This is a genomic window from Brachybacterium atlanticum, from assembly GCF_025669985.1.
Lineage (GTDB): Bacteria > Actinomycetota > Actinomycetes > Actinomycetales > Dermabacteraceae > Brachybacterium > Brachybacterium conglomeratum.
Genome location: NZ_JAKJJW010000029.1, coordinates 14,839 through 37,632, shown reverse-complemented (window position 1 = coordinate 37,632; position 22,794 = coordinate 14,839). Strand labels below are relative to the sequence as shown.

At 73.1% G+C, this 22,794-nt stretch carries 21 protein-coding genes; 5 read left to right on the top strand and 16 right to left on the bottom strand.

Features of this window, described 5'->3' with window-relative positions:
* The 8 genes from L3K22_RS13065 to L3K22_RS13030 form a co-directional block, all read right to left on the bottom strand.
* The gene (locus tag L3K22_RS13065) at nucleotides 1-1,593 is read right to left on the bottom strand and encodes a UDP-N-acetylmuramoyl-L-alanyl-D-glutamate--2,6-diaminopimelate ligase (RefSeq protein WP_263311755.1); all 1,593 of its coding nucleotides are present in this window, start codon (nucleotides 1,591-1,593) and stop codon (nucleotides 1-3) included.
* Between the two features lie 8 nt (nucleotides 1,594-1,601).
* On the bottom strand, nucleotides 1,602-3,320 hold the full coding sequence (locus L3K22_RS13060) for a peptidoglycan D,D-transpeptidase FtsI family protein (RefSeq protein ID WP_263311754.1): 1,719 nt from the start codon (nucleotides 3,318-3,320) through the stop codon (nucleotides 1,602-1,604).
* A gap of 108 nt (nucleotides 3,321-3,428) precedes the next feature.
* Complete coding sequence (gene ftsL / locus L3K22_RS13055) at nucleotides 3,429-3,947, bottom strand: cell division protein FtsL (RefSeq protein WP_263311753.1); 519 nt, start codon at nucleotides 3,945-3,947, stop codon at nucleotides 3,429-3,431.
* 1 nt (nucleotide 3,948) lies between these two features.
* Nucleotides 3,949-4,947 (bottom strand): 16S rRNA (cytosine(1402)-N(4))-methyltransferase RsmH, encoded by a 999-nt coding sequence (gene rsmH / locus L3K22_RS13050; RefSeq protein WP_263311752.1) that lies wholly within the window; start codon nucleotides 4,945-4,947, stop codon nucleotides 3,949-3,951.
* A 186-nt stretch (nucleotides 4,948-5,133) separates the two neighbouring features.
* Nucleotides 5,134-5,565: a division/cell wall cluster transcriptional repressor MraZ gene (gene mraZ, locus L3K22_RS13045; protein WP_010551419.1), complete on the bottom strand. Its 432-nt coding sequence runs from the start codon at nucleotides 5,563-5,565 to the stop codon at nucleotides 5,134-5,136.
* Between the two features lie 666 nt (nucleotides 5,566-6,231).
* A complete protein-coding gene (locus L3K22_RS13040; RefSeq protein ID WP_010551418.1) occupies nucleotides 6,232-6,639 on the bottom strand; it encodes an SCO2097 family morphological protein in 408 nt (135 codons plus the stop codon).
* A gap of 139 nt (nucleotides 6,640-6,778) precedes the next feature.
* Entirely contained in the window at nucleotides 6,779-8,044 is a 1,266-nt protein-coding gene (gene dinB / locus L3K22_RS13035; protein WP_263311751.1) for a DNA polymerase IV, read from the bottom strand.
* Between the two features lie 47 nt (nucleotides 8,045-8,091).
* Nucleotides 8,092-8,583 (bottom strand): hypothetical protein, encoded by a 492-nt coding sequence (locus L3K22_RS13030; RefSeq protein WP_263311750.1) that lies wholly within the window; start codon nucleotides 8,581-8,583, stop codon nucleotides 8,092-8,094.
* A gap of 210 nt (nucleotides 8,584-8,793) precedes the next feature.
* Here L3K22_RS13030 and L3K22_RS13025 point away from each other — a divergent pair, with 210 nt between their 5' ends.
* Nucleotides 8,794-9,627: a spermidine synthase gene (locus L3K22_RS13025; RefSeq protein WP_263311749.1), complete on the top strand. Its 834-nt coding sequence runs from the start codon at nucleotides 8,794-8,796 to the stop codon at nucleotides 9,625-9,627.
* Nucleotides 9,628-9,816: 189 nt separating this feature from the next.
* Here the strand turns inward: L3K22_RS13025 and L3K22_RS13020 are convergent, their stop codons facing one another.
* Complete coding sequence (locus tag L3K22_RS13020; protein WP_010551414.1) at nucleotides 9,817-10,020, bottom strand: cold-shock protein; 204 nt, start codon at nucleotides 10,018-10,020, stop codon at nucleotides 9,817-9,819.
* Between the two features lie 271 nt (nucleotides 10,021-10,291).
* Nucleotides 10,292-11,269, bottom strand: a complete 978-nt coding sequence (locus L3K22_RS13015) for a proteasome assembly chaperone family protein (RefSeq protein WP_062949248.1) — start codon at nucleotides 11,267-11,269, stop codon at nucleotides 10,292-10,294.
* Between the two features lie 153 nt (nucleotides 11,270-11,422).
* Here L3K22_RS13015 and L3K22_RS13010 point away from each other — a divergent pair, with 153 nt between their 5' ends.
* Complete coding sequence (locus L3K22_RS13010; RefSeq protein ID WP_263311748.1) at nucleotides 11,423-13,690, top strand: HelD family protein; 2,268 nt, start codon at nucleotides 11,423-11,425, stop codon at nucleotides 13,688-13,690.
* 187 nt (nucleotides 13,691-13,877) lie between these two features.
* Here L3K22_RS13010 and nrdR read toward each other — a convergent pair whose 3' ends face one another.
* Entirely contained in the window at nucleotides 13,878-14,366 is a 489-nt protein-coding gene (nrdR, locus tag L3K22_RS13005) for a transcriptional regulator NrdR (RefSeq protein ID WP_263311747.1), read from the bottom strand.
* Nucleotides 14,367-14,394: 28 nt separating this feature from the next.
* Nucleotides 14,395-14,790 carry a LysM peptidoglycan-binding domain-containing protein gene (locus L3K22_RS13000; protein WP_263311746.1) on the bottom strand — a complete coding sequence of 132 codons (396 nt, stop codon included), beginning with the start codon at nucleotides 14,788-14,790 and terminating at the stop codon, nucleotides 14,395-14,397.
* A gap of 170 nt (nucleotides 14,791-14,960) precedes the next feature.
* On the opposite strand from L3K22_RS13000, the gene lexA reads away from it, so the two are divergent.
* Nucleotides 14,961-15,656: a transcriptional repressor LexA gene (gene lexA / locus L3K22_RS12995; protein ID WP_263311745.1), complete on the top strand. Its 696-nt coding sequence runs from the start codon at nucleotides 14,961-14,963 to the stop codon at nucleotides 15,654-15,656.
* A 39-nt stretch (nucleotides 15,657-15,695) separates the two neighbouring features.
* Here lexA and L3K22_RS12990 read toward each other — a convergent pair whose 3' ends face one another.
* Nucleotides 15,696-17,720 (bottom strand): ATP-dependent DNA helicase, encoded by a 2,025-nt coding sequence (locus tag L3K22_RS12990; RefSeq protein ID WP_263311744.1) that lies wholly within the window; start codon nucleotides 17,718-17,720, stop codon nucleotides 15,696-15,698.
* A 146-nt stretch (nucleotides 17,721-17,866) separates the two neighbouring features.
* A complete protein-coding gene (gene hflX, locus L3K22_RS12985; protein WP_263311743.1) occupies nucleotides 17,867-19,426 on the bottom strand; it encodes a GTPase HflX in 1,560 nt (519 codons plus the stop codon).
* A gap of 196 nt (nucleotides 19,427-19,622) precedes the next feature.
* Between hflX and L3K22_RS12980 the strand changes: the two genes are divergently transcribed.
* Nucleotides 19,623-20,237: a class I SAM-dependent methyltransferase gene (locus L3K22_RS12980; RefSeq protein WP_263311742.1), complete on the top strand. Its 615-nt coding sequence runs from the start codon at nucleotides 19,623-19,625 to the stop codon at nucleotides 20,235-20,237.
* Nucleotides 20,238-20,279: 42 nt separating this feature from the next.
* Here L3K22_RS12980 and dapF read toward each other — a convergent pair whose 3' ends face one another.
* Together dapF and miaA are read right to left on the bottom strand one after the other, a co-directional pair.
* Nucleotides 20,280-21,134, bottom strand: coding sequence for a diaminopimelate epimerase (dapF, locus tag L3K22_RS12975; RefSeq protein ID WP_263311741.1), 855 nt, complete (start codon nucleotides 21,132-21,134; stop codon nucleotides 20,280-20,282).
* Nucleotides 21,135-21,143: 9 nt separating this feature from the next.
* The gene (miaA, locus tag L3K22_RS12970) at nucleotides 21,144-22,127 is read right to left on the bottom strand and encodes a tRNA (adenosine(37)-N6)-dimethylallyltransferase MiaA (RefSeq protein WP_263311740.1); all 984 of its coding nucleotides are present in this window, start codon (nucleotides 22,125-22,127) and stop codon (nucleotides 21,144-21,146) included.
* 209 nt (nucleotides 22,128-22,336) lie between these two features.
* On the opposite strand from miaA, the gene L3K22_RS12965 reads away from it, so the two are divergent.
* Nucleotides 22,337-22,759, top strand: coding sequence for a YbjN domain-containing protein (locus L3K22_RS12965; RefSeq protein ID WP_263311739.1), 423 nt, complete (start codon nucleotides 22,337-22,339; stop codon nucleotides 22,757-22,759).
* The last annotated feature ends 35 nt before the right edge of the window (nucleotides 22,760-22,794 follow it).

Sequence of the window (22,794 nt, the reverse complement as noted above, 5' to 3'; positions counted from 1 at the left end):
TCAGCGTCCTTCGTCCATGTCGTCGGCATCGACCCGTCGGGGCGTCGACCGTGCCGTGTGCAGCGCGTCGCGCAGCCGGAGGCGGTCGTCGAACGGATGGACGATACCCCCGATCTGCTGGCCCGTCTCGGCTCCCTTGCCCGCCACCAGGATGGTGTCGGACACGTCGGCCAGGGAGGCGGCCAGCTCGATCGCGGCGCCGCGCCCATCCACCTCGCGGACCTGCGCGTTCGTGTCCTCGGGGATGCCGGCGAGGACCTCGTCGCGGATGCTCGCGGGGTCCTCGGTGCGGGGGTTGTCGTCCGTGACGATGACCACGTCGGCAAGGCGGGCGGCGACCTCGCCCATCCGGGGCCGCTTGGTGCGGTCGCGGTCCCCGCCGGCGCCCATGACGACCACGAGGCGGCGCGTGCCGGGCACGGCGCGCAGGGTGGTCAGGGCCTGCTCGAGGGCGTCGGCGGTGTGGGAGTAGTCCACGATCCCGCGCACCCCGTCGTCGGCGACGAGCTCCATCCGGCCGGGGACGGTGCCCTCGGTCGCGAGGGCCTCCACGACCTCCGGGCCGGAGCGCCCGATCGCGGCGAGCAGCAGTTCCGCGGCGAGGGTGTTGGCGACGTAGTGACGGCCGGGCAGCGCGGCGTGCAGGGTGCGCTCCCCGTCGGGGCCGTGCACGGTGACGGTGCTGCCGTAGCCCTCGGAGCGCGCGGCGACGGCGCGATGGTCCGCCTCGACGCCCGGCAGGGTCGCGTAGGTGGTGACGGGGATCGTCGCCTCGCGGGCGAGGCGACGGCCCCACTCGTCGTCCACGCAGACGATCCCGCGCCGGGCGTGCTCGGGGGTGAACAGCAGGCGCTTGGCCCTGTAGTACTCCTCCATCGTGCCGTGGAAGTCGAGGTGGTCCTGGGTGAGGTTGGTGAAGCAGGCGACGTCGAAGACCACCTCGTCGGCGCGGTGGAGGACGAGCGCGTGGCTGGAGACCTCCATCGAGGCGACGGCGACCTCGTCCTCGGCCATGCGGGCGAGGATCCCGTGCAGCTCGGGCGCCTCGGGGGTGGTGCGCACGGTCGCCACCGTGTGGTCCGCGCCGCGGGCGTCGCGGTAGCTGGTGCCGCTCGTGCCGATCACCCCAGCAGGAACGCCGAGGGCGAGCAGCGTGCGGGTGATCGCGGTGGTGATCGAGGTCTTGCCGTTGGTGCCGGTCACGCCGACGGTCGCGAGACGCTCCGCGGGCCGGCCCTGGACCAGGGCGGCGGCGGTCGCGGTGGCCGCACGGGGGTCGGGGACGACGAGGGCGGGCAGGCCCGCCTCGGCGCAGAGCGCGCTGCCGTCCTCGTCGGTCAGGGCGAGGGCGGCGCCCCGCTCGACCGCCTGGGCGGCGAACCGGGCGCCGTGGGTGACCTGGCCGGGCAGCGCGCTCCACAGATCTCCGGGCTCCACGGAGCGGGAGTCGAGGGTGACTCCGGTCAGGCGCAGGGCGTCATCACCGGGGTCGTGCGGCGCGGCGCCCAGGGCGGAGGCGAGCTCGCCGACGCTCGCGCCGCGGGGGCGGCGCGGGCGGGCAGGCTCGTGCTGGGGCACAGGGGTCTCGCTCATCGGTGTCCTCACCACTCGTTCTCGAGCTGACGGGCGGGCACGCCCGTCGGGGCGATGCCCTGGTTCTGGAGGGCGAAGGTGGTCAGCTCGGAGAACGCCGGCGCGGCCGCCGTCGAGCCGGAGATGAACGTGTTCAGTCCGAAGAGGAACACACCGACCACGATCTCGGGGTCGTCCGCCGGGGCGAAGCCGATGAACGAGGCGGTGTAGGTGCCGTCGGGGACCTGGGCGGTGCCGGTCTTGCCGGCGACCGCGTAGCCGCTCACCGCGGCGCTCGAGGTCTCGTCGTCCACGGCGTTGTCCATCAGCGCCTGCATCGTGGCCGCGGTCTCGCTCGAGACGACACGGGTGCTCTCGGGCTCGCCGAGGGGGCGCACCGAGCCGTCGGCCTCCTTGACGCCGGAGATCAGCGAGGGCTGGACGCGCACGCCGTCGTTCGCGAAGGTGCCCACGGCGGAGACCATCTGGAGGGCGTTGACGCTGTAGCCCTGGCCGAAGGAGGTGGTGTAGCGGGTGCGGCCGGTCCAGTCCGAGGCGGGGTGGACGATGCCGGCGGACTCGCCGGGCAGCTCCACGCCGGTCTTCTCCCCCAGCCCGAAGGCGAGGAGGTAGTCGTGGCGCACCTCGGGGGTGAGCGTCTCCGAGATCTGCACGGTGCCGACGTTGGAGCTGTTCTTCAGCACACCGGCGAGGGTGAGGCGCTGGTCGGGATGGCTGTGCGAGTCCTTGATGCGCTCGCCCTCGAAGTACTTCTCGTAGGGGACGTCGTACTGGGACTCGGGCGTGACGGTGCCCTCCTCGATCGCGGCCGCGATGGTGAAGAGCTTGCCGGTGGAGCCCGGTTCGAAGACGCTCGAGATCGCGCGGTTGCCGAGGTCCTCCGCATCGGCGTCGCCCGGCGAGTTCGGGTCGTAGGTCGGGGACTCCGCCAGGGCCAGCACCTCGCCGGTGCGGGCGTTGTAGGCCACGGCGCTGCCCCCGGTGGCGCCCCACTGCTCGACGGAGCTGGCGATGACCTGCTGCGCCTTCCACTGCAGGTCGCGATCGATGGTGAGCACCACGTCGCTGCCGTCGACGGCGGGGGTCGTCTCCTGCTTGCCGGTGGGGATGATCTGCCCCTGGGCGCCGCGCTCGTAGGTGGTCTTGCCGTCGGTGCCGGCGAGCTCGTCGTCGAAGGAGAGCTCGGTGCCGGCCAGGGCCGTGCCGTCGGCGCCGACGAAGCCGAGCACGTTGCCCGCCACGGAGCCGGCGGGGTAGATCCTATCCGCGACCGGGTCCGCGCCGATGCCGGGGATGCCCAGGGCGATCGCGGCGTCCCGCACGGCGGGCTCCACGTTCTTGCGGAGGTACGCGAAGCCGGCCTCGCCGGTCAGCGCCTCCTCGGTCTCGCTCACGCTCCAGCCGAGCACCGGCGCGAGCTCCCGCGCGGCGGCCTCCACGCCGGTGACCTCGGCGGTCTTCGAGTTCGCGAGGTAGTCGTCGACCTGGGTCTGGTTGACCCAGAGGTCGTAGCGCTGCACGGAGCTGGCCAGCACTGTGCCGTCGCGGTCGGTGATGTCGCCGCGCAGCGCGGGGATCGACCGGGTGACGGTGCGCTGGGCGATCGCCTCCTCGGCCCGGGCGCTCGCGTCCAGTCCCTGCACCCAGACCAGGCGGCCGGAGAGGGCGAGCACGGCGACCAGGACCAGGCTGATCAGGAGGCGGTGACGGGTGGAGGGGTCACCCACGCGCGCCCGCGGGAGCCGGATCGCGCCGCCTCCGGGGCGTGGACGACCAGCACCTCCCGCGGAGCGGGAGGTGCTGGACCGGCCGTTCCTGCGCGATGGCGACATGTGTCAGGCCCCTTCGTTGCCCATGCCGTGGTACTCGGTGGGCTCGTCGTAGATCTGCGCCGGCGGGACCGCCACCTCGGCGGGCACGTCCGCCAGCTCCGGCGTCCCCACAGTCTGCTCCGCCGGGGCCGTCTCGCCGATGATCTGGCCCGTGTCGAGGTCGATGTATGCCGGATCCGACACCGGGACCATCCCGATCTCGCGCGCCTGGCGCTCGAGCTCCTGCGGGGTGCCGAGGCGCTCGTTGGTCTCCTGGAGGCCCTGGCTCTCCTCGGTCAGCCGCTGCGACTGGCCCTGGAGCCGGGTGATCTCGTAGCTCGCATCGGACATCTGGATGTTCATGAACAGCAGCGCGGCGAGGGTCGCGGTGACGATGAGCGTGCACAGCAACGCGAACGGCATCGAGCTGCCGCCGGCCTTCGGCGTGGAGACGACGGTGAGGCGGGGCCGGGCGGTCTGGGCGGTGCGCGTTCCGCGAGCAGGGCGGATCGCGGGCGCATGAACGGCGGACGTGCTGGCCATCTCAGTGTGCTCTCTCGGCGGAACGGGTACGGGTCAATGCTCGCAGTCGGACGGACGCGGCACGGGTATTGCCACTCCGTTCGTCCTCGTCGGCCTGGAGCGCGCCGCGGACGAGCGGGGTGAAGCTGGGCTTGTGCTCCTCGAGCTCGACCGGGAGTCCGGGCGGGGCCGAGGAACGGGTGCGGCGGGTGAAGGCCGTCTTGACGAGACGGTCCTCGCCGGAGTGGTAGGACTCCACCACGATGCGGCCGCCGACGTGGAGGCAGTCCAGCGCCGCCTCGATCGCGGAGGCGAGGATCTCGAGCTCCTCGTTGACGGCGATGCGCAGGGCCTGGAAGGTGCGCTTGGCGGGGTGGCCTCCGCTGGCCTTCGAGGCAGCGGGGATCGCCTTCTCCAGCAGCTCGACGAGCTCGCCGGAGCGGGCCAGCGGCGCGGTCTCGCGCTGCTCGACGATGCGGCGGGCGATCCGGCGGGCGAAGCGCTCGTCGCCGAGGTCGTGGAGGATGCGGGCGATCTCGGCCTCGGGCAGCTCGCGCAGCAGGTCCGCGGCGGTGGGGCCGTCGGAGGTGGCGTCCATGCGCATGTCCAGCGGCGCGTCGACGGAGTAGGAGAAGCCTCGCTCCGCGGTGTCGATCTGGAAGCTGGAGAGCCCCAGGTCCATCATCACGCCGTGGGCACCGGGCAGGTCGAGCTCGGCGAGCACGTCGGGGATCTCGTCGTAGGTGGCGTGGACGAGGGTGGCGCGGTCGCCGACGCCTTCGCGGTCCAGACGCTCCCGGGCCAGCGCGAGCGCCTGCGGGTCGCGGTCGATGCCGACCAGCCGGGCCTTCGGTGCGGCGTGCAGCACGGCGGCGGCGTGGCCGCCCATGCCGAGGGTCGCGTCGATGTGGACCGACCCGGGCTCCTGCAGCGCCGGGGCGAGCAGCTGGACCGAGGTCTCGAGCAGGACCGGAAGGTGCCTCTGCTCGGCCGGCAGGTCGCCGTGCGTGGTGTCGTCCATCTCGCCCCTCCCCTCGGGTCGTGCTCTCGTGCGATGTGCTGCGGTCTCGGTCCGGATGCCGGCCGGCGCCCCCTGGGCGCTGCCGTCCTGTCAGATTCCCCGTCGTTCCCGACCCGCCACCGGGGAAGTTGCGTCGGGGCGGGAACGACGAGAGGTCTCACAGGACGGATGTCCTCGTGGCCGGGCTCAGAACAGGCCGGGGATCACCTCCTCGGAGGTCTCGGCGAAGCCCTCCTCCTTCTGCTCGAGGTAGGTCTCCCAGGCCGGGAGCGACCAGATCTCGAGCCGGTCGAGCGCGCCGATCACGGCGCACTCCCGATCCAGCCCCGCGTAGGTGCGCAGATGGCTCGGGATGGTGATGCGGCCCTGCTTGTCCGGGATGACGTCCTCCGCACCGGACATCAGCACTCGCAGGTAGTCGCGGGTGCGTCGGTCGGTCGTGGGCGCCCGACGGGCCTCCTCGAGCTTCTGGCGGAACTCCATGAGCGGGTACACGGCGATGCAGTGCTCCTGTCCACGAGTCATGACCAGTCCCGAGGCGAGCTCGTCGCGGAACTTGGCCGGGAAGATCAGTCGGCTCTTCTCGTCGAGCTTGGGCGTGAAGGTGCCGAGGAACATCCGCAGCCTCCTTCAGTCGCCGTGACTCGCGATCAGATCTCCATCTCCTCCCAACACGCTCCACTTTACCCCACTAACCCCCACTCGTTGCCACAGGAACGGAGGAATCGGGGCACGAGTGCTGGGTCACTGCAGGTCAGGAGGGTGGAGCGAGGTGGGGGGAATCTCGCGTCCGGGCGTGGTGCGAGGGCGCTGCGGGGTGCAGGATCCCGGCCGACAGCGCGCCCCTCCCCCGCCGCTCCACGACATCTGCGCAGGTCAGCGAGTCGAAGCCTTCGGGGCGGGCGCCCCGGGACCCCGGGTGGAGGGAGATGGAGGACGCCAGTGGAGCGATGTGGGGAGTCGCCGGGAGCGGGGTGGGGACGGGGCCGCGGGAGCGCCGGGGAGCAGGGTGGGGATCGACCGGGCGGCCGGGCCGGGTCTCACCGCGACAGCGCGGTGGAGCGAGGTGGGGGCCGACCGGGCGGTCAGCCGGGGCACCTCGCGACAGGGCTGTGGAGCGAGGTGGGGACCGTCCGCGCGGTCGACGGAGCGGCGGCGGCGCCGATCCCGGGAACGACGAAGCCCCGGCTCGAGGAGCCGGGGCTTCGGGGGATCAGGGGCGGACCGTGGGGTGCCGCAGGACGGTGCGGAGGGGCGGGGCGACCGCGGCCCGGGGCCGGACCGTCAGAGGCGCGGGTCATCCCCCGCGCGCTTCTCCCAGCGCTCCTCCATCTTGCGCATGAAGCTGCCGCCGTCGCCGGTGCCGGGAGCCGTCGGCCCCTGACCGCCGCCGGGACCGCCTCCCGAGCTGCCGGTGCCGGAGGAGGTGCCGCTGGGGCCGGTGATGGCGTAGACCGCACCGGCCACCATGCCGATGAAGGCGATCACGCCGAGCCAGATCGCGGGAAGGGCCACGGCCAGGACGAGCAGGGCGAGGCCCAGCACGACGGCTCCGAGGCCGATCAGGATGCGGCGACCGTTGCGTCGCGGCGGCGCCTTGGGCGCGAAGGCACGTGCGAGGCGCGGATCGTCGGCGAAGAGCTGACGCTCCATCTCGTCGAGCATCTTCTGCTCGTGTTCAGACAGCGGCATGGTCCCGCTCCTTGTCCCCGTCCTCTCGCGCCCTGCGGCGCCCGGTGCACCCGCCGGAGGCCAACAGCCCCGTCGGCGGTTCATCCAGTTTAGAGCGTCTTCCTGAGTTATGGGAACCATCTGTGCGAGGCGCCTCCGCTCACCGTCCCGCCGAAGACTCCCCCGGCGCGGGCGACTCCGTCGGCGGTGCCTCGGCACGCCCCGGCCCGAGGGTGGACCCCCTGCTCAGGCTCGCGCTGCCGAAGCGGTCGCGGGCACGGTCCATCGCGGCCTCCAGATCGGTCCAGCCCGCCGGCCTCGCGCTGAGCTCCGACTGCAGGGACACCCCGGCGGCGGGCTCGAGCTGGGTCGCGCGGACCCCGGCGAGCCGCACCCTGCGCATCGTCGGGCGCTCCCTCTCCCAGAGCGCGACCACGTGCTCCCTCAGTCGTTCGCCGCTCGCGGTGGGCTGGTCGAAGGTGGAGGAGCGGGAGAGCGTCGTGCCGTCGGGGGCGCGGAGCTTGAGCACGACGGTGCGGGAGACGAAGCCCGAGCGGCGCAGCTGCCGGGAGACCTCGTCGGCCATCATCGTGATGCGCCGCCGCACCTCAGCGGGGTCGGTGAGGTCCTCGTCCCAGGTCCGCTCCGTGCCGAGCGACCGGTCCTTCGTGCGGTGGCCGAGCCCGGTGCGGTCGCTGCCGTCGGCGAGCGCGAGGATCTCGGGGGTGCGCGGGCCGAGCGCACGGGCGAGGGTGCTGGTGGGGACCTCCCGCAGCTGTCCGATGGTGCGCACGCCGAGCCGTTCGAGGGCCGCCTGGGCCTTGGGGCCGACGCCGGAGATCGCGCCGACGGGCAGGGGGGCGAGGAACTCGGCCGTCCGGTCGGCGGGGACGATCAGCATCCCGTCGGGCTTCGCCCGGGCGGAGGCGATCTTCGCGACGGCCCGGGAGACCGAGCCGCCCACCGAGCTGGGCAGCGCGAGCTCCTCACGGATGCGTCGCCGCAGCAGGTCGGCGATCTCGACGGGCTCGCCGAAGAGCCGGCGCGCACCGCGCACGTCGAGGAAGGCCTCGTCGACGCTGATCTGCTCGATGTTCGCCACCACGTCCCCGAGGATCCCCATGACCTGGGAGGAGACCTCGCGGTAGTGCGCGATCCGGGGAGGGACGATCACGAGGTCGGGGGCGAGGCGGCGGGCGCTCGCCATGGGCATCGCCGAGCGGATGCCGCGGGCGCGGGCGGGATAGCTCGCCGCGGCGACGACTCCCCGAGCGCCGGCGCCTCCGACGACGACGGGCAGGCCGCGCAGCGACGGATCGTCGCGCACCTCGATGGAGGCGAAGAAGGCGTCCATGTCCAGGTGGAGGATCCCGGGGATCTCCTCCGGTCCGTCCGCCGCGCGGACGGTGCGCGCACCCGTTCCCATCGCCACCTCCCTCGCCGAGGACTGTACCGGGGCGGGCGCGGGGACGCTCAGCCCTCGGACAGCTCCGCGAGCGGGGCGGGCAGGCCCTCGAGGAGCTTCTCGGCGACGCGGTCGAGATGGGCCGCGGTCCCCTCCAGGTGCTGGGCGAGCAGCTCGGGCTCCGGCAGCGCCGAGGCGTCCCGGTCCAGCCGGGTGCGCTCGGCGACCAGGGGGCCGAGCGTCTCCGCACGCCGGGCCTCCTCCCCTCCCAGCCGCTCCAGCGCGATCCACACGTTCAGCGGCAGCGCCCGCCGGCGCTCGCGGTTCGCGCGGGCGACGAGCACCCCGGCGCCGCGGAGCGCGGCGCGGTGCACGAGCTCGAAGGCTTCGCGAGGGGCGACGGGGGCGAGCTCCCGTCCCTGCTGGAGCAGCTGCCGCGCGCGCTCGAGATCGGCCTGGTCCTGGTCGAGACGGGCGAGGAGCAGCCTCAGGGAGCGGGCGTCCGAGCGCAGGACCGTCTCGGGGTGCCGCCCTCCGCTGCGTGCCGTGGTGGTGCCCATCGCGCTCCTCCTCCTGCTCGGTGCTGTTGTCGGTGCCGCCCGTCGCGCGGGGTCCGGCGCCGGCCGGTATCGTCCCGACCTCGTGCCCAGCACGCTAGGCGGAGGGTGTGACGGACGACGCCCGCGACGGCCTGGATGGGGACGGGCGGGGGCTGTGGAGGAGAGGTGGGCCGCACGATCCTCCGCGGCGGAGTCTCCTAGAGTGGTGCGATGCCCCGCCGTGATCGCGCCCCGCGCGCCCCCTTCGACCGCCTCGGCCCGCTGGACACGGCGATCCCCATCTCCACCGGCACCGCGCGGCTCACGGTCGAGACCGACGGCTCGGTGCTGCTGGACGTCAACGGCGTCCCCTCCTCGCACCTGCATCCCGATCCGGAGCACCTGGTGTTCGAGTACATGCGCTGGATGCTGCAGGTGATCGACCTCCATCTCGAGGAGTCCGGCGAGGAGCGCGCCGCACAGCTCGCCCATCTCGGAGGCGGCGGCTGCTCCCTCCCCCGCGCCGTCGCGTCCCGCCACCCCCGTGCACGGCAGATCGTGGTGGAGCTCGACGCTCTGCTGGCCGAGCGGGTGCGGGAGTGGTTCGACCTGCCGCGCTCGCCCCGGCTGCGGCTGCGGGTCGACGATGCGCGCACTGCCCTAGAGGACTGGCGGGAGGACCGCTTCGACGTGCTGGTCAGGGACGTCTTCGCCGGCTCCGTCACTCCGCCCGAGCTGACCGGGCTCGCGGCGGTCCGTGATGCGGCGCGGGTGCTGCGCCCCGGGGGCATCTATCTCGTCAACTGCGCCGCACCGCCCGGGACGCGGCTGCTGGCCGACGAGGTCGCGACGCTCTCGGCGGTCTTCTCGCACGTCGGCGTCATCGCCGAGCCGGCACATCTGACCGGCAAGCGCCGCGGGAACTGCGTGCTCCTGGCCTCGCAGCGACCGCTGCCCGACGGCATCGACCGGGCCCTGCGCTCGGACGCGGTCTCGGTGCGGCTCGCCCGGCGGGACCGGGTGCTCGCCCTGGCCCGGGCCGGGACGGTGCTGGGCGGCGACTGACCCGTCGGCGCGGGTCCCGGCACGGCTGCGGCGCGAGGGCCGCACCGCGAGGGCCGCACGCCACGGGGGACTGCGCGGCGCCGTGCCGTCGACCGCGCCGTCGGACGTGCGGATCATCCCCCGACGACGACGGACCGGGCAGGAGCGCGATGCTCCTGCCCGGTCCGTGGGTTCACGGGCGTTCCGTGGTCAGAGCGGGCGGACCTGCTCGGCCTGCGGGCCCTTGTCCCCCTGGCTGACCTCGAACTCCACACGCTGACCCTCGTCGAGGGCGCGGTAGCCGTCCATGTCGATCTTGCTGTGATGCACGAAGACGTCTGCGCCGCCTCCGTCGATCTCGATGAATCCGTAGCCCTTTTCGGCGTTGAACCACTTGACCGAGCCCTGTGCCATACCTGTCACCTTCTGTGTCGTCCATCATCGATCGCACGACGCGATCGCGGTGCCGCGTGAAGCCGTCCCCCGCCGGAGCGGGTGGCGCAATGGTGCGTGCCGTACTGCTGTGCCGGAGGCACCGTCGACGGACTGTCCTGCTGGAACTGCATCACCGCAACGCGCCCATTCTGACACGACCGTGGCCCGCTTCACACGTCGATGGCGAACACCTGGTCACGAAGACATAACGAACTGTGATCGACGGCCCCCTCGCGAAGGCCCGCGAGGTTCATCCCTCCCGCGTCCCGTCGCCCGGGTCGTCCTCGTGGTCCGCGAGAAAGCGCTCGAAGTGCTCCCCGATCTCCTCGGCCGTGGGCAGGTCCAGCGTGGTCGCCAGAGGAGAGCGGTCCTCCCCCTCGCTCATCGCGTCGTACTGCTCCTCGAGGGCGCTGACGATCTGGTGGACCTCGCCGTTCTGGGCGAGGGTGCCCTGCAGCGCGACGGTCGCGGCATCGGTGAGGTCGCCGAGGTGAACGAGCGGGAGGTCGAGCTCGGCGGCCTCGCTCACCCGACGCAGCAGCGCGAGAGCACCGGCGGGGAAGTCGGTGCGAGTGAGGTAGTGCGGGATCTGGGCGGCGTAGCCCATCGCCGGGTGCCCGGCCCGCCCCAGCCGGTTCTCGAGCAGCGAGCTGAAGGCGGCGGGGATCACGAGCTCGGAGGCGCCCTCCTCGCCCTCGGAGGGATCGGTGCCCGGCGCCGGCGTGGGGCGCGTGCCGGGCCGACCCAGCAGCGAGGGGTCGTTGGCGTGCGCGAACAGACCGATCGGCCGGGTGTGCGGGACCGCCATCGGCACGGCCTGCATGCCCACCACCCGCTCGACCTCGAAGTACTCCACGAGGTCGATGAGCGCCTCGGCGAGCCGCTTCCACTGCAGGTCAGGCTCCGGACCGTCGAGGAAGAGGAAGGGGCGGTCGCTCTCGTCGTACATCAGCCAGAGTGTGATCTCCGGGATCGCCACCTCGGAGAAGGAGGTGCCGTCGAAGGTGGCCTGCGGGCGGGAGCCGCGGTAGTCCAGCAGCTCGTCGGTCTCGAAGGAGACCAGGCGCAGGTGGCGCAGCTCGTCGCGGAGGTAGTCGGCGGCGATGCGGCAGGCGTTGCCGGCGTCGACCATGCCGGGCAGGGCGTGGACGAGCGTGAGTCCGGAACGGGGCACCGCCTCGAGGACCTCGGTCGACTCGAAGCGGTACAGATCTCGGGGATCGCGCATCGGGCTCTCCTCCCTCGCTGCCGTGGAGATGTCGGTGACCTGATGGCACACGCATCCAGGCGGGTCCACCATAATGGACCACCGTGCCTCGCCGACCCCGGGTCCGCCCGGGAGGGCGCGACACGTGGAGCAGCGAACGGAGGGGGCAGACCAGTGGACGGGACCGAGGAGCAGATCGCCCGCGAGGCCGAGGAGCAGGTCGCACGGGAGATCGCACGGGAGCAGGAGTACGCCGATCTCCTCTACGCCCGGGTCGACGAGCTGATCACCCACGTCGAGCGGAACCTCGACCGGATCCAGGGGTCGCAGCAGGCTTCGACCCACCAGAACCGCTCCGAGCGCGACTCCTTCATGGCCCTCTACGAGGACCGCCTGGCCCTGCTGCGCTCCGTGTCCCGCAGCGTCGTCTTCGGACGCCTGGACATGGACGACGCCGCACGCCACTACATAGGCCGGATCGGCCTGTTCACCCCCGAGCGCGAACAGCTGCTGGTGGACTGGCGCGCCCCGGCCGCCGCCGCCTTCTACCGCGCGACCAGCACCGAGCGCCTCGATGTGCGCCTGCGTCGGCACCTGATCAGCCGCGGCCGCACCGTCGTCGGCCTCGAGGACGACGTGCTGGACCAGAGCGTGCTCGAGGACGGGGAGCACGACGTGGTCCTCCAGGGCGAGGGGGCGCTGCTCGCCGCCGTCTCCGGCACGCGCACCGGCCGGATGGGCGACATCGTCGCGACCATCCAGGCCGAGCAGGACCGGATCATCCGCTCCGAGAACCGCGGCGTGCTCGTGGTCCAGGGCGGACCGGGCACCGGCAAGACCGCCGTGGCCCTGCACCGCGCCGCCTACCTCCTGTACACCCACCGCCGACGGCTCGAGCACACGGGCGTGCTGATCATGGCGCCAACCCCCGGGTTCCTGCGCTACATCGAACGCGTCCTGCCCAGCCTCGGCGAGTCCGGCGTCGTGATGATGACGCCGGGAGAGATGTTCCCCGGGGTCGAGACGTTCTCCCACGACGTCGACGACGTGGCGCGCCTCAAGGGCGACGCCGCGATGGCGGAGCTGCTCTTGCGCGCGGTCAAGCAGCGACAGGCGGTCCCCGAGAAGGACGTGAGGCTGCGGATCGACGGCACGCCGCTCGTGCTCACCCGGGACATGCTCCGCGCCGCCCGGCGCGAGGCCCGCGCCACGCACAAGCCCCACAACGCGGCCCGCGCCGTGTTCGTCCGCGCGGCGATGGACCGCCTGGTCGAGGCGTACGAGCGCGCGCTCGTCGCGCAGGGCTCCACGATCGTGCCGGAGGACCGACCGGACCTGCTCTCCGACCTCCGCCACGACCCCGAGGTGAAGCGGCAGCTGAACCTGGCCTGGCTCCCCTACACCCCGCAGGGCTTCCTGCGGATCCTGTTCGCGCGTCCCGACCGTCTGCGGGCAGCGGCGCCGCGCTCCCTCGCCAGTCGGGTCGACCTGCTGGTGCGCCCCAAGGACTCGCCCTGGACGGTCGAGGACGTGCCGCTGCTGGACGAGGTGGCAGAGCTCCTCGGCGAGGACGCCGCCCCGGCCGAGGCGAAGGCCAGGGACGACGCCGAGCGACGCCGGGCGGACGTGGAGTACGCCCGCAAGGTCATCGAGAACATCGACACCTCCGGCATCGTCCGGGCGGAGGACCTCGCCGATCAGGTCGGGCAGATCCGCGACGGCCGCACCCTTGCCGAGCGCGCCTCCTCCGAGCGCTCCTGGACCTACGGCCATGTCGTGGTCGACGAGGCGCAGGAGCACTCCCCGATGAGCTGGCGGGCGCTCATGCGCCGCGTCCCCACCAAGTCCTTCACCGTGGTGGGCGACGTCGCGCAGACCTCCTCCGCCGGCGGCACCGATTCCTGGACCGCGGCACTGTCCCCCTACATCCAGGACCGGCTCCAGGTGGAGCACCTGACCGTCAACTACCGCACCCCGCGCCGGATCATGGACCGCGCGGTCGCGATGGCACAGGCCCGCTCGCTGCCGGTCACCGAGGTCAGCTCGGTCCGGGACGGCGAGGAGGACCCGCTGCTCGAGCAGGCCTCCCCCGCCGAGCTCACCGCGCGCAGCGCCGAGGCGGTGCGCCGCGTGCACGATCGCCTCCCGGGACGGATCGCCGTCATCGCCGCGGCCGAGCGCCTCCACGATCTCGCCGCCGCGATCGACTCCCTCGAGTCCGTGCCGTCGGTAGGCGTCGGCTCGGCGGGCGTCGACGACGAGGTCGCCGTGATGACGGCACAGGACGCGAAGGGCCTGGAGTTCGACATCGTGGTGATCGTGGAGCCGGCGGAGCTGATCGACGCGCACGGCGCGGGCGACCTCTACGTCGCGATGTCGCGCTCCACGCAGCACCTCGGGGTGGTCCACGCCCGGGAGCTCCCGGCCGGCATGGCGGGCTGAGCCCTCCGCCGACGCCCCCGGGTCCTCAGGGTCCCGGGACGGCGATCGGCGGCCGTGGCTTCCCCTCCACGACCGCCGATCTGGTGTGCACCTGGTCGGTGCACGAGGAATATCTTAAGCACAGTCCGACCCCCTCCTGCACCATGTCCAGGAATGTCTCCGGATCCGCGCAGACGGCGGACGGCGCTCAGCCCGTCGCGCCGCCCCCGGTGGTTGCTCCCTGCACCTGGGAGCCCTCGGCGCGCAGCCGCGCGATCGCGGCCTCGAAGTCGTCGAGGGAGTCGAAGTCCTGGTAGACGCTCGCGAAGCGCAGGTAGGCCACGAGGTCCAGCTCCTGGAGCGGCTGCAGGATCGACAGGCCCACCTGATGGGCGTCGATCTCCGCCTGCCCGCTGAGCCGGATGCTCTCCTCGACCCGCTGGGCGAGCAGGGCCAGCTGGTCGTCGCTGACCGGACGGCCCTGGCACGCCTTGCGGACGCCGGAGATGACCTTCGCCCGGCTGAAGGGCTCGCTCACTCCGGACCGCTTGAGGACCGACAGCGAAGCGGTCTCCGAGGTGGAGAAGCGGCGCGAGCAGCTGGGGCACTGACGGCGGCGCCGGATCGTCGCGCCGTCGTCGGACGTGCGCGAGTCGACGACGCGCGAATCGGGGTGGCGGCAGAACGGACAGTGCATCCGCTCAGGGTACCGGCACGACCCCCGCTCAGCGCGAGGCACCCTCCAGCACGGGCAGCTCGAGCTGCTGACCGGCCGTGATCCGGCCGGTGGGCAGGTGGTTGAGGCTGCGGACCTCGTTGACGAACTCGGCCTCGCCAACGCCCTCGGGGGCATGCTCGGCAGCGTAGTCCCAGAGGGTGTCGCCCGCCTCGACCGTGATCACGGCGGGCTGGGCGGGCTCGGTGCCCGCGAGGGCGGCGGGGAGGTCGAGCGCGAGGAGGGCGATCGCGGCGACCGCGAGGCCGAGCAGGAAGGCGACACCCGTGAGGAGGCGCCGGCCGCGGCGGGTCGGCTCGAGTCGAACACGCGGTCGAGCGACGGACTCGCAGGCCTGCTCGTCCTGCCGCGGGAAGGGAAGAACCGTGGCGGTGTGGGTACTCATCTCCGAACTCCTGTTCGATCGAATCTCTGTGCGACTGTAGCCCGCGCCGCTCGCGACACGCAAGAGGAACATCGAACACATGTTTGGCATCCCTCGCGTGCCGCCCTACGCTGGGCCACGAGGACAACGGAACCCGATGGGTCCGACAGACGACGCCAGGAGGCCGCACGATGACGCCGAGCACCCCCAAGCCGACCAGGGCCCGCGGCGATGCGCCGGCCGACGAGCGCACGGCCGGCCTGACGCGTCGCCAACGCCTCGTGCTCGAGACGATCAGCGAGGCCGTCGCCGCGCGCGGCTACCCGCCGTCGATGCGCGAGATCGGCGATGCCGTGGGCCTGACCTCCTCGTCCTCCGTCGCCCACCAGCTGCAGACCCTCGAGCGCAAGGGCTTCCTGCGCCGTGACCCCAAGCGTCCGCGCGCGATGGAGGTCGTGATGCCTGAGGCCGACGACGTCCCCGCCCCGCCCGTGGAGATCGAGCCCGGCGGCAGCTCGGTGAACGTCCCGCTGGTGGGCCGGATCGCCGCCGGCATCCCGATCACCGCCGAGGAGCAGGTCGAGGACGTCTTCACCCTTCCCGAGCGCCTGGTCGGCGGCGGGGACCTCTTCCTGCTGCAGGTGGTCGGCGACTCGATGATCGACGCCGCGATCTGCGACGGGGACTGGGTGGTGGTCCGCTCGCAGAGCACCGCGGAGAAGGGCGATATCGTCGCGGCGATGATCGACGGCGAGGCGACGGTGAAGACCTTCGTGCAGCGCGACGACCACGTGTGGCTGATGCCACACAACCCGGCCTTCGCCCCGATCCTCGGCGACCATGCCGAGATCCTCGGCAAGGTCGTCGCGGTGCTGCGCTCCGTCTGAGCTCCCGGGCTCGCGCTCCGCTGGAGCCCGCGGCGCGTTTCAGGAGCCCGCTGCGAGCCTCCGGAGCGCGCCGAGGGCGACCTCGGGGTCGACCGTCGGCCACAGCGGCGGCATCGATTCGCGCAGGAACGAGCCGTACCGTGCGGTCGACAGACGCGGATCGAGCACGGCGACCATCCCGCGATCCGTCTCTCGCCGGATCAGCCGCCCCGCCCCCTGGGCCAGCAGCAGCGCGGCGTGCTGGCCGGCGACGGCCATGAAGCCGTTGCCGCCGTGCTGGGCGATCCGCTCCTGGCGGGCCGACATCAGCGGGTCGTCCGGTCGGGGGAACGGGATCCGGTCGATGGTGACCAGACGCAGCGAGCGGCCGGAGACGTCCACGCCCTGCCACAGCGTGAGCGTGCCGAACAGGCTCGCGTCCTCGTCCTCGCGGAAGGTGCGCACGAGGTTCGCCATGGAGTCCTCGCCCTGCACCGCGACGGTCAGGTCCAGCCGTGCGCGGACGTGCTCGGCGGCGAGCTCCGCGCCACGGCGCGAGGAGAACAGGCACAGCGCTCCCCCGCGCGAGGCCTCCACCAGCTCGGTGAGGTGATCCAGCATCGCGGGCGAGGGGCCGTCGCGGCCCGGCTGCGGGAGGTGGCGGGCGGTGTAGAGGATGCCCTGGCGCCGGTAGTCGAAGGGGCTGCCCACGTCGATCCCCGCCCAGGCCCCGGAGTCCTCGGCGGCGGGGATCTCGTCCTCGGCGACCCGTCCCCGGCGGGCGAGGCCCACCTCCCCGGCGGCCGGCTCGAAGCGACCGCCGAGAGCGAGCGTCGCGGAGGTCAGCACCGCGGTGCGGTCCTCGAGGATCGCACCGCGCATCGCCGCGGCCACGCTCAGCGGCGCGACCTGCAGCGAGGCGCGGCCGGTCGCCTGCCCGCGGGAGACGGAGACGACGTCGTCCTCGCCCGGGTCGCTCAGGCGCTCGCACACGTCGATGATCTCCTGCAGGTTCGCCCGCACCGTCTTCCGCGCCCCGGCGGAGGAGTCGTCGCCGGCGTCCCTCGCGTCCGAGTGGGCGGTGCGCGCCTCGACGCGGACGTGGCCGACGGCATCGGCGAGCTGATCGGGCAGGTCGCCGAGCACGCGCCCGTCGGGGGCGAGCTCGAGCGCGGCGCGAAGCTCCTCCCCCGCATCGTCCAGCGCGGTCGCCGCGACGCCGAGACCGCGCAGGTCCCGCACCGCGCCGCGCAGCATGCCGGGGTTGAGGACCTCGGTGACGGCGCTGGTGACCCGGGCGGTGAGGTCATGGGCCTCGTCGAAGACGACGACGTCGTGCTCGGGGATGATGCCGTGGCGGTCGAAGGAGTCGATCGCGAGCAGCGCATGGTTCGTCACGACCACGTCCACCTCGCGCGCGACCTCGCGGCTGCGCTCGGCGAAGCAGTCCTGGATCATCGGGCAGGAGGTGCCGATGCACTGGTTCCCGGTGACGGACACCTGACGCCAGGCACGGTCCGAGACGGCGTCCTCGAGCGAGTCCCGATCCCCGGTATCGGTCTCCTCCGCCCACTCCCGCAGACGCTTGACCTGGGTCCCGAGCTTCTCGCCGCCGGTGCGGGAGGGGTCCGAGGACGCCTCGGAGAACAGAGCGCCGGGCTCGATGTCGACCGGATAGCCGCCGGCGATCTTGTGCTTGCACAGGTAGTTCGCGCGCCCCTTGAGCAGCGCGAAGGTCGGGGTGCGCGGCAGATGCGGGGCGAGCGCCTCGGCGAGCCGCGGCAGGTCCTTGCGCACGATCTGGGTCTGCAGCGCGATCGTCGCCGTGGAGATGACCACGGGGCGCCCGGTGACGAGCGCGTGCCGCATCGCGGGCACCAGATATCCCAGCGACTTGCCGGTGCCGGTGCCCGCCTGGACCAGGAGGTGCCGGCCGCCGGACATCGCCAGGTCGACCGCCTCCGCCATCGTCTGCTGGCCGGGGCGGGGCGAGCCCCCGACGGCGGAGACCGCGGCATCCATCAGGTCCGACAGCGGGACGTCGGCCGCCGCCGGGGCGACGGGATGCTCGGGTGCGGTGGTCATCGGATCAGCGTATCCGCGCGGGCACCGGGACCCGCCGAGGCGCACCCCGGTGTGCCCGATCTCCCGATGCCCGGGGCCTCGGTATCCCCGCGGCACCCGCGGCACCGGATCGTCGGGGCTCCGGGGACATCCGTCCCACCGCGGCCTCAGGACGAGGTGCGCATCTCCGCGGCGAGGGTCTCGTCCACGAGGGCGTGCACGCGGGTGCCCTCCATGAGGTGCTCCTCGGCAAGGACCTCCCCGGTGGTGTGGGCTCGGAAGACGAGGTCGCCGCGGGAGTACGGCACGACCAGGTCGACCTCGACCGCAGGGCGGGGCAGACGCTCGGCGATCAGCTCGCGCAGCTCCTCGATCCCCTCCCCCGTGCGGGCGGAGACCACGGCGCTGACCTCGACCTGGCTGCGCAGGCGCGCGATGGTCTCGGGCGCGGCGAGATCGGCCTTGTTCAGCACGACGATCTCGGGGACGTCGAAGCCCTCGATCTCGCCGAGCACGGTGCGGACCGCGGTGACCTGCCCCTCGGGGTCGGGATGGGAGGCGTCCACGACGTGCAGGAGCAGGTCCGAGTCGCCCACCTCCTCGAGCGTCGAGCGGAACGCCTCGACCAGCTGCGTGGGCAGGTGGCGCACGAAGCCGACGGTGTCGGCGAAGGTGAACTCGCGCCCGTCCGGGGTGGTGGCGCGGCGGACGGTCGGGTCCAGGGTCGCGAACAGCGCGTTCTCGACCAGCGCCCCGGCGCCGGTGAGCCGGTTCAGCAGGGAGGACTTGCCAGCGTTGGTGTAGCCGGCGATCGCGACGGCCGGCACCTGGTGGCGGCGGCGGTCGGCGCGCTGCGCCTCGCGTCCGGGGGCCATGAGCCGGATCTCGCGGCGCAGCTTCGCCATCCGGTCTCGGATGCGACGGCGGTCCAGCTCGATCTTCGTCTCGCCCGGGCCGCGAGAGCCCATGCCGGCGCCGGCGCCGCCCACCTGGCCGCCGGCCTGACGGGACATGGACTCGCCCCAGCCGCGCAGACGCGGCAGGAGGTACTCGAGCTGGGCGAGCTCGACCTGGGCCTTGCCCTCCCGGGACTTCGCGTGCTGGGCGAAGATGTCCAGGATCAGGGCGGTGCGGTCGATGACCTTGACCTTGACGATGTCCTCGAGGGCGCGGCGCTGGCCGGGAGCGAGCTCGCCGTCGGCGATCACGGTGTCCGCCCCGGACTCGGCGACGATGTCGGCGAGCTCGGCGGCCTTGCCCTTGCCGAGGAAGGTCGCGGGGTCGGGGTGGGCACGGCGCTGGAGGATCCCGTCGAGCACCTCGGAGCCGGCGGTCTCGGCGAGCGCGGCGAGCTCGCGCAGGCTCGTCTCGGCCTCGTCGGAGTTGCCGGAGGTGTACAGACCCGCGAGGACCACGCGCTCCAGACGCAGCTGGCGGTACTCGACCTCGGAGACGTCCTCGAGCTCGGTGGAGAGCCCGGCGACGCGGCGCAGCGCCTGGCGGTCGGCGAGGTCGTACTGCTCGCCGTCGGCCTCCGAGGAGAAGGTGGTGCCCTGGACGGAGGCGTCGCCGCGGGAGAGGATCCGCTCGGTGAGCGGGTCGCGACGGGGACCGACGGGCGCGGGGTCCTCCGCTGCGGGAGAGTGCTCGACGGCCCCGGTCCTTCCCGTGCTGGTCCCGTCGACGTCGCGGTCGGAATCGGGTTCGGGATGGAAGGCGATGGGCACGATCGGGGCACTCCTCTGGGTCGGGTGAAGCGGTCGTCCCAGAATCCCACGTCCTCTCGTCCGGGTCGAGGGATTTTGCGCTGGGCGGAGCCGGATCACGGTCGGATCACGCCCCGAACGCGGGGGACGGCCAGGATCAGGGCACGGGCCGCTCCGTGCGTCGCCGTGAGGGGCCGGGGCTCCGTATCCTGCGGGGGTGGACGAGCACTACTTCACCGCGAACCCCTCCGCCCCGGACCGTCGATTCCCGCTGCCTGTGCGTCTGGCCGGGCGGGACCTGGACCTCGTCTCCTCCTCCGCCGTGTTCAGCGGGCACGGGCTCGACAAGGCGACGGCGGTGCTGCTGGACCGCCTCGACGAGGTCGCGGAGCCCCCGGAGGGCGGCACGCTCGTGGACCTCGGGTGCGGATGGGGGCCGATCGCCCTGACGGCGGCGCTGCGGCATCCCGGGGTCGAGGTGTGGGCGGTGGACGTCAGCGAGCGCGCCCGCGAGCTGACCGCCGAGAACGCTCGTCGTGCGGGCGTGGAGAACCTGCGGGTTCTCGCGCCGGAGGAGATCCCCGGGGATCTCGCCGTGGACACCCTGTGGTCGAATCCGCCGATCCGCATCGGGAAGCCGGCGCTGCACGAGCTCCTGCGCGAGTGGACGGCGCGTCTGCGGCCGACGGGCACCGCCGCGCTGGTGGTGGGGAAGAACCTCGGCGCCGACCCGCTCGCGCGCTGGCTCGGCGAGCTGCTGCCCGCGCGGGAGGTCGGCAAGGCGGCGAGCGCGAAGGGCTTCCGGGTGCTGGAGATCGGTCCCGAGAGCTGACGGGGCGGCGGCAGCGCTCCCGCTCCGCCGGCGCTCAGGCGTTCAGGCGCTCAGCAGGGTCGTCCCGTCGGCGACCAGCTGGGCGGGGCCGCTGAGCGTGACCTCCCCCTCCTCGGTCCAGCCCACCTCGAGCCGCCCGCCGGGCACGTCCACCGTCCACGGCGTGCGGGACTCGTCCGCGGCGCGCAGCGCCGCGGCGACCGCGACGGCGGCGACGCCGGTGCCGCAGGACCGGGTCTCCCCCACCCCGCGCTCGTGGACGCGCATCGCGACGTGGTGCGGACCGCGCTCGCTGACCAGCTCGATGTTCGCCCCGTCCACCGGCTCCGGGTCCAGGGCGGGTCGGCGTGAGAGGTCGAGGCCGTCGAGGTCCATGTCCGCGGGCAGGAAGGCGACGGCGTGAGGATTGCCCATGTCGACGTCGGTCGCGTCTAGGCGCAGCTCGGCGATCTCGACCGTGCGCGCCTCGAAGGCCGTGCGGGAGGCGCCCATGCCGACGCGGACCTGCCAGGCAGCGCCAGGGCCCGTCGGCCGCTCGAGGATCTCGACGCCGCGCACACCGGCGCGGGTGAGGATCGTGAAGCGGTCCTCGCGGACGTGCCCGGCCCGCTGGAGGTGCGCGGCCAGGACGCGGACCCCGTTGCCGCACATCTCCGCGATCGAGCCGTCGGCGTTGCGGTAGTCCATGAACCATTCGGGGGCGTCGTCAGGGGCATCGATCCCGGCGGCGCGGGAGCGGACGGCGCGGATCACGCCGTCGCCGCCGATCCCGGCACGGCGGTCGGCGAGCGCGGCGACGCGGGCGGCGTCCAGCTCGAGCCGGCCGTCGGGGTCGTCGAGGATCACGAAGTCGTTCTCGGTGCCGTGGCCCTTGGTGAAGGCGAGGGGTGCGCTCATGGCGGAAGCCTACGGCCGGGACCCGACGGCCGCTGTGTCCTGCGCCTCGAGGACGGCGAGCGCTCGCGTGAGGAGGGGGGTGCCGTCCGCGTCCTCGTCCGCGTCGAGCCAGTGCACCCGCGCATCGCGGCGGAACCAGGTGTCCTGCTTGCGGACCAGCCGGCGGGTGCCGGTGACCGTGTCCTGGATCGCCTGGGCGCAGTCGAGGGCGCCGTCGAGCACGGCCAGGCCCTGCTCGTAGCCGATCGCGCGGCGTGCGGTGAGGCCGCGGTCGAGCCCCTGCTCCCGCAGCGCGCGGATCTCCTCGAGCAGTCCGGCCTCGACCATGCGGTCCACGCGCACGGCGATCCGTTCGTGGAGCAGGGCGCGGTCGCGGCGCAGCCCGATCTGCACCGTGGAGGCGTCGGCGTACAGGGGGCGGGGCAGGAAGGCGGTGAAGGGCCGCCCGGTGAGGGCGCCGACCTCGAGGGCGCGCACGATCCGGCGCGCGTCGCGGGGGCCGATGATCCCTGCGGCCTCGGGGTCGCTCGCGGCGAGCTCGCGGTGCAGCGCCTCCGTCCCCTCCTGCGCGATGCGCTGCTCGAGGCGCTCGCGCAGGGCGGCGTCGGTGGGCGGGAACTCGATGTCGTCGAGCACGGCGCGCACGTACAGCCCGGAGCCGCCGACCAGGATCGGGGTCCTGCGCCGGGACCGGATCGCGGCGATCGCCTCACGCGCGTCGCGCTGATAGGCGGAGACGCTGGCCTCCTCGGTGACCTCGAGGACGTCCAGCAGGTGATGAGGCACCCCGGCGCGCTCCTCGGGGGTGACCTTCGCGGTGCCGATGTCCATGCCGCGGTACAGCTGGAGGGCGTCGGCGTTGATCACCTCGCCGTCGAGCTGCCGGGCCAGGGCGATCGCGAGGTCCGACTTGCCCGTCGCGGTCGCGCCCACCACGGCGATCAGCGGCGTGTCCGCCGAGGCGGGGGCGGGGTCCTGCGCGCTGTGCTCCACAGCCCGCACTGTAGTCGTGTGGGAGGTGTCACCGGGCTCCCGGGGGCACGGGCCCTGCCCGGTTCCCCGGTGGAGGGAGTAGGGTGATCGGCGATCCTGGCACGGACACGCCTGCCAGGCCCTACGTCCAACGCCCGAGGTGGGAAGTGACTGCACCGAACGAGTCCCCTGTCAGGACGGACTCGGCCACTGGTCTGGCCCCTGTGAGCATGGCGAGGCTCGAGGAGAGCCTCACGCGCCATGGCTATGCCTTCGTCGAGGACGACGAGCACGCGGAGATCGTCCGCGCGCGCTTCGACGACTACCGCTTCCAGTTCATGCTCACCGGAGAGGGCCTCGGCGTGCTGCAGACCCGCGGCCGCTGGAGCCATTCGGTGGACGTCTCGCGCAAGGTCGAGATGATCAAGCTCTGCAACGAGTGGAACATGAACCGCATCTGGCCGAAGGTCTACGTGCGCCGCGAGTCCGAGGGTCTCCTCGGCGTGTACGGCGAGCTGGCCGCGGACTTCCGCGCCGGCGCCCTCGACTCCCAGATCGACAGCGCGATCAAGTGCGGGCTCAGCACCGTGATCGCCTTCTTCCACAGCCTGGAGGAGCGTCTCGGCGCCGAGCTCGACGACCTCGACACCTGATCCCCGCCTCCGGCGGACCACGGGCCGGGGCCCTT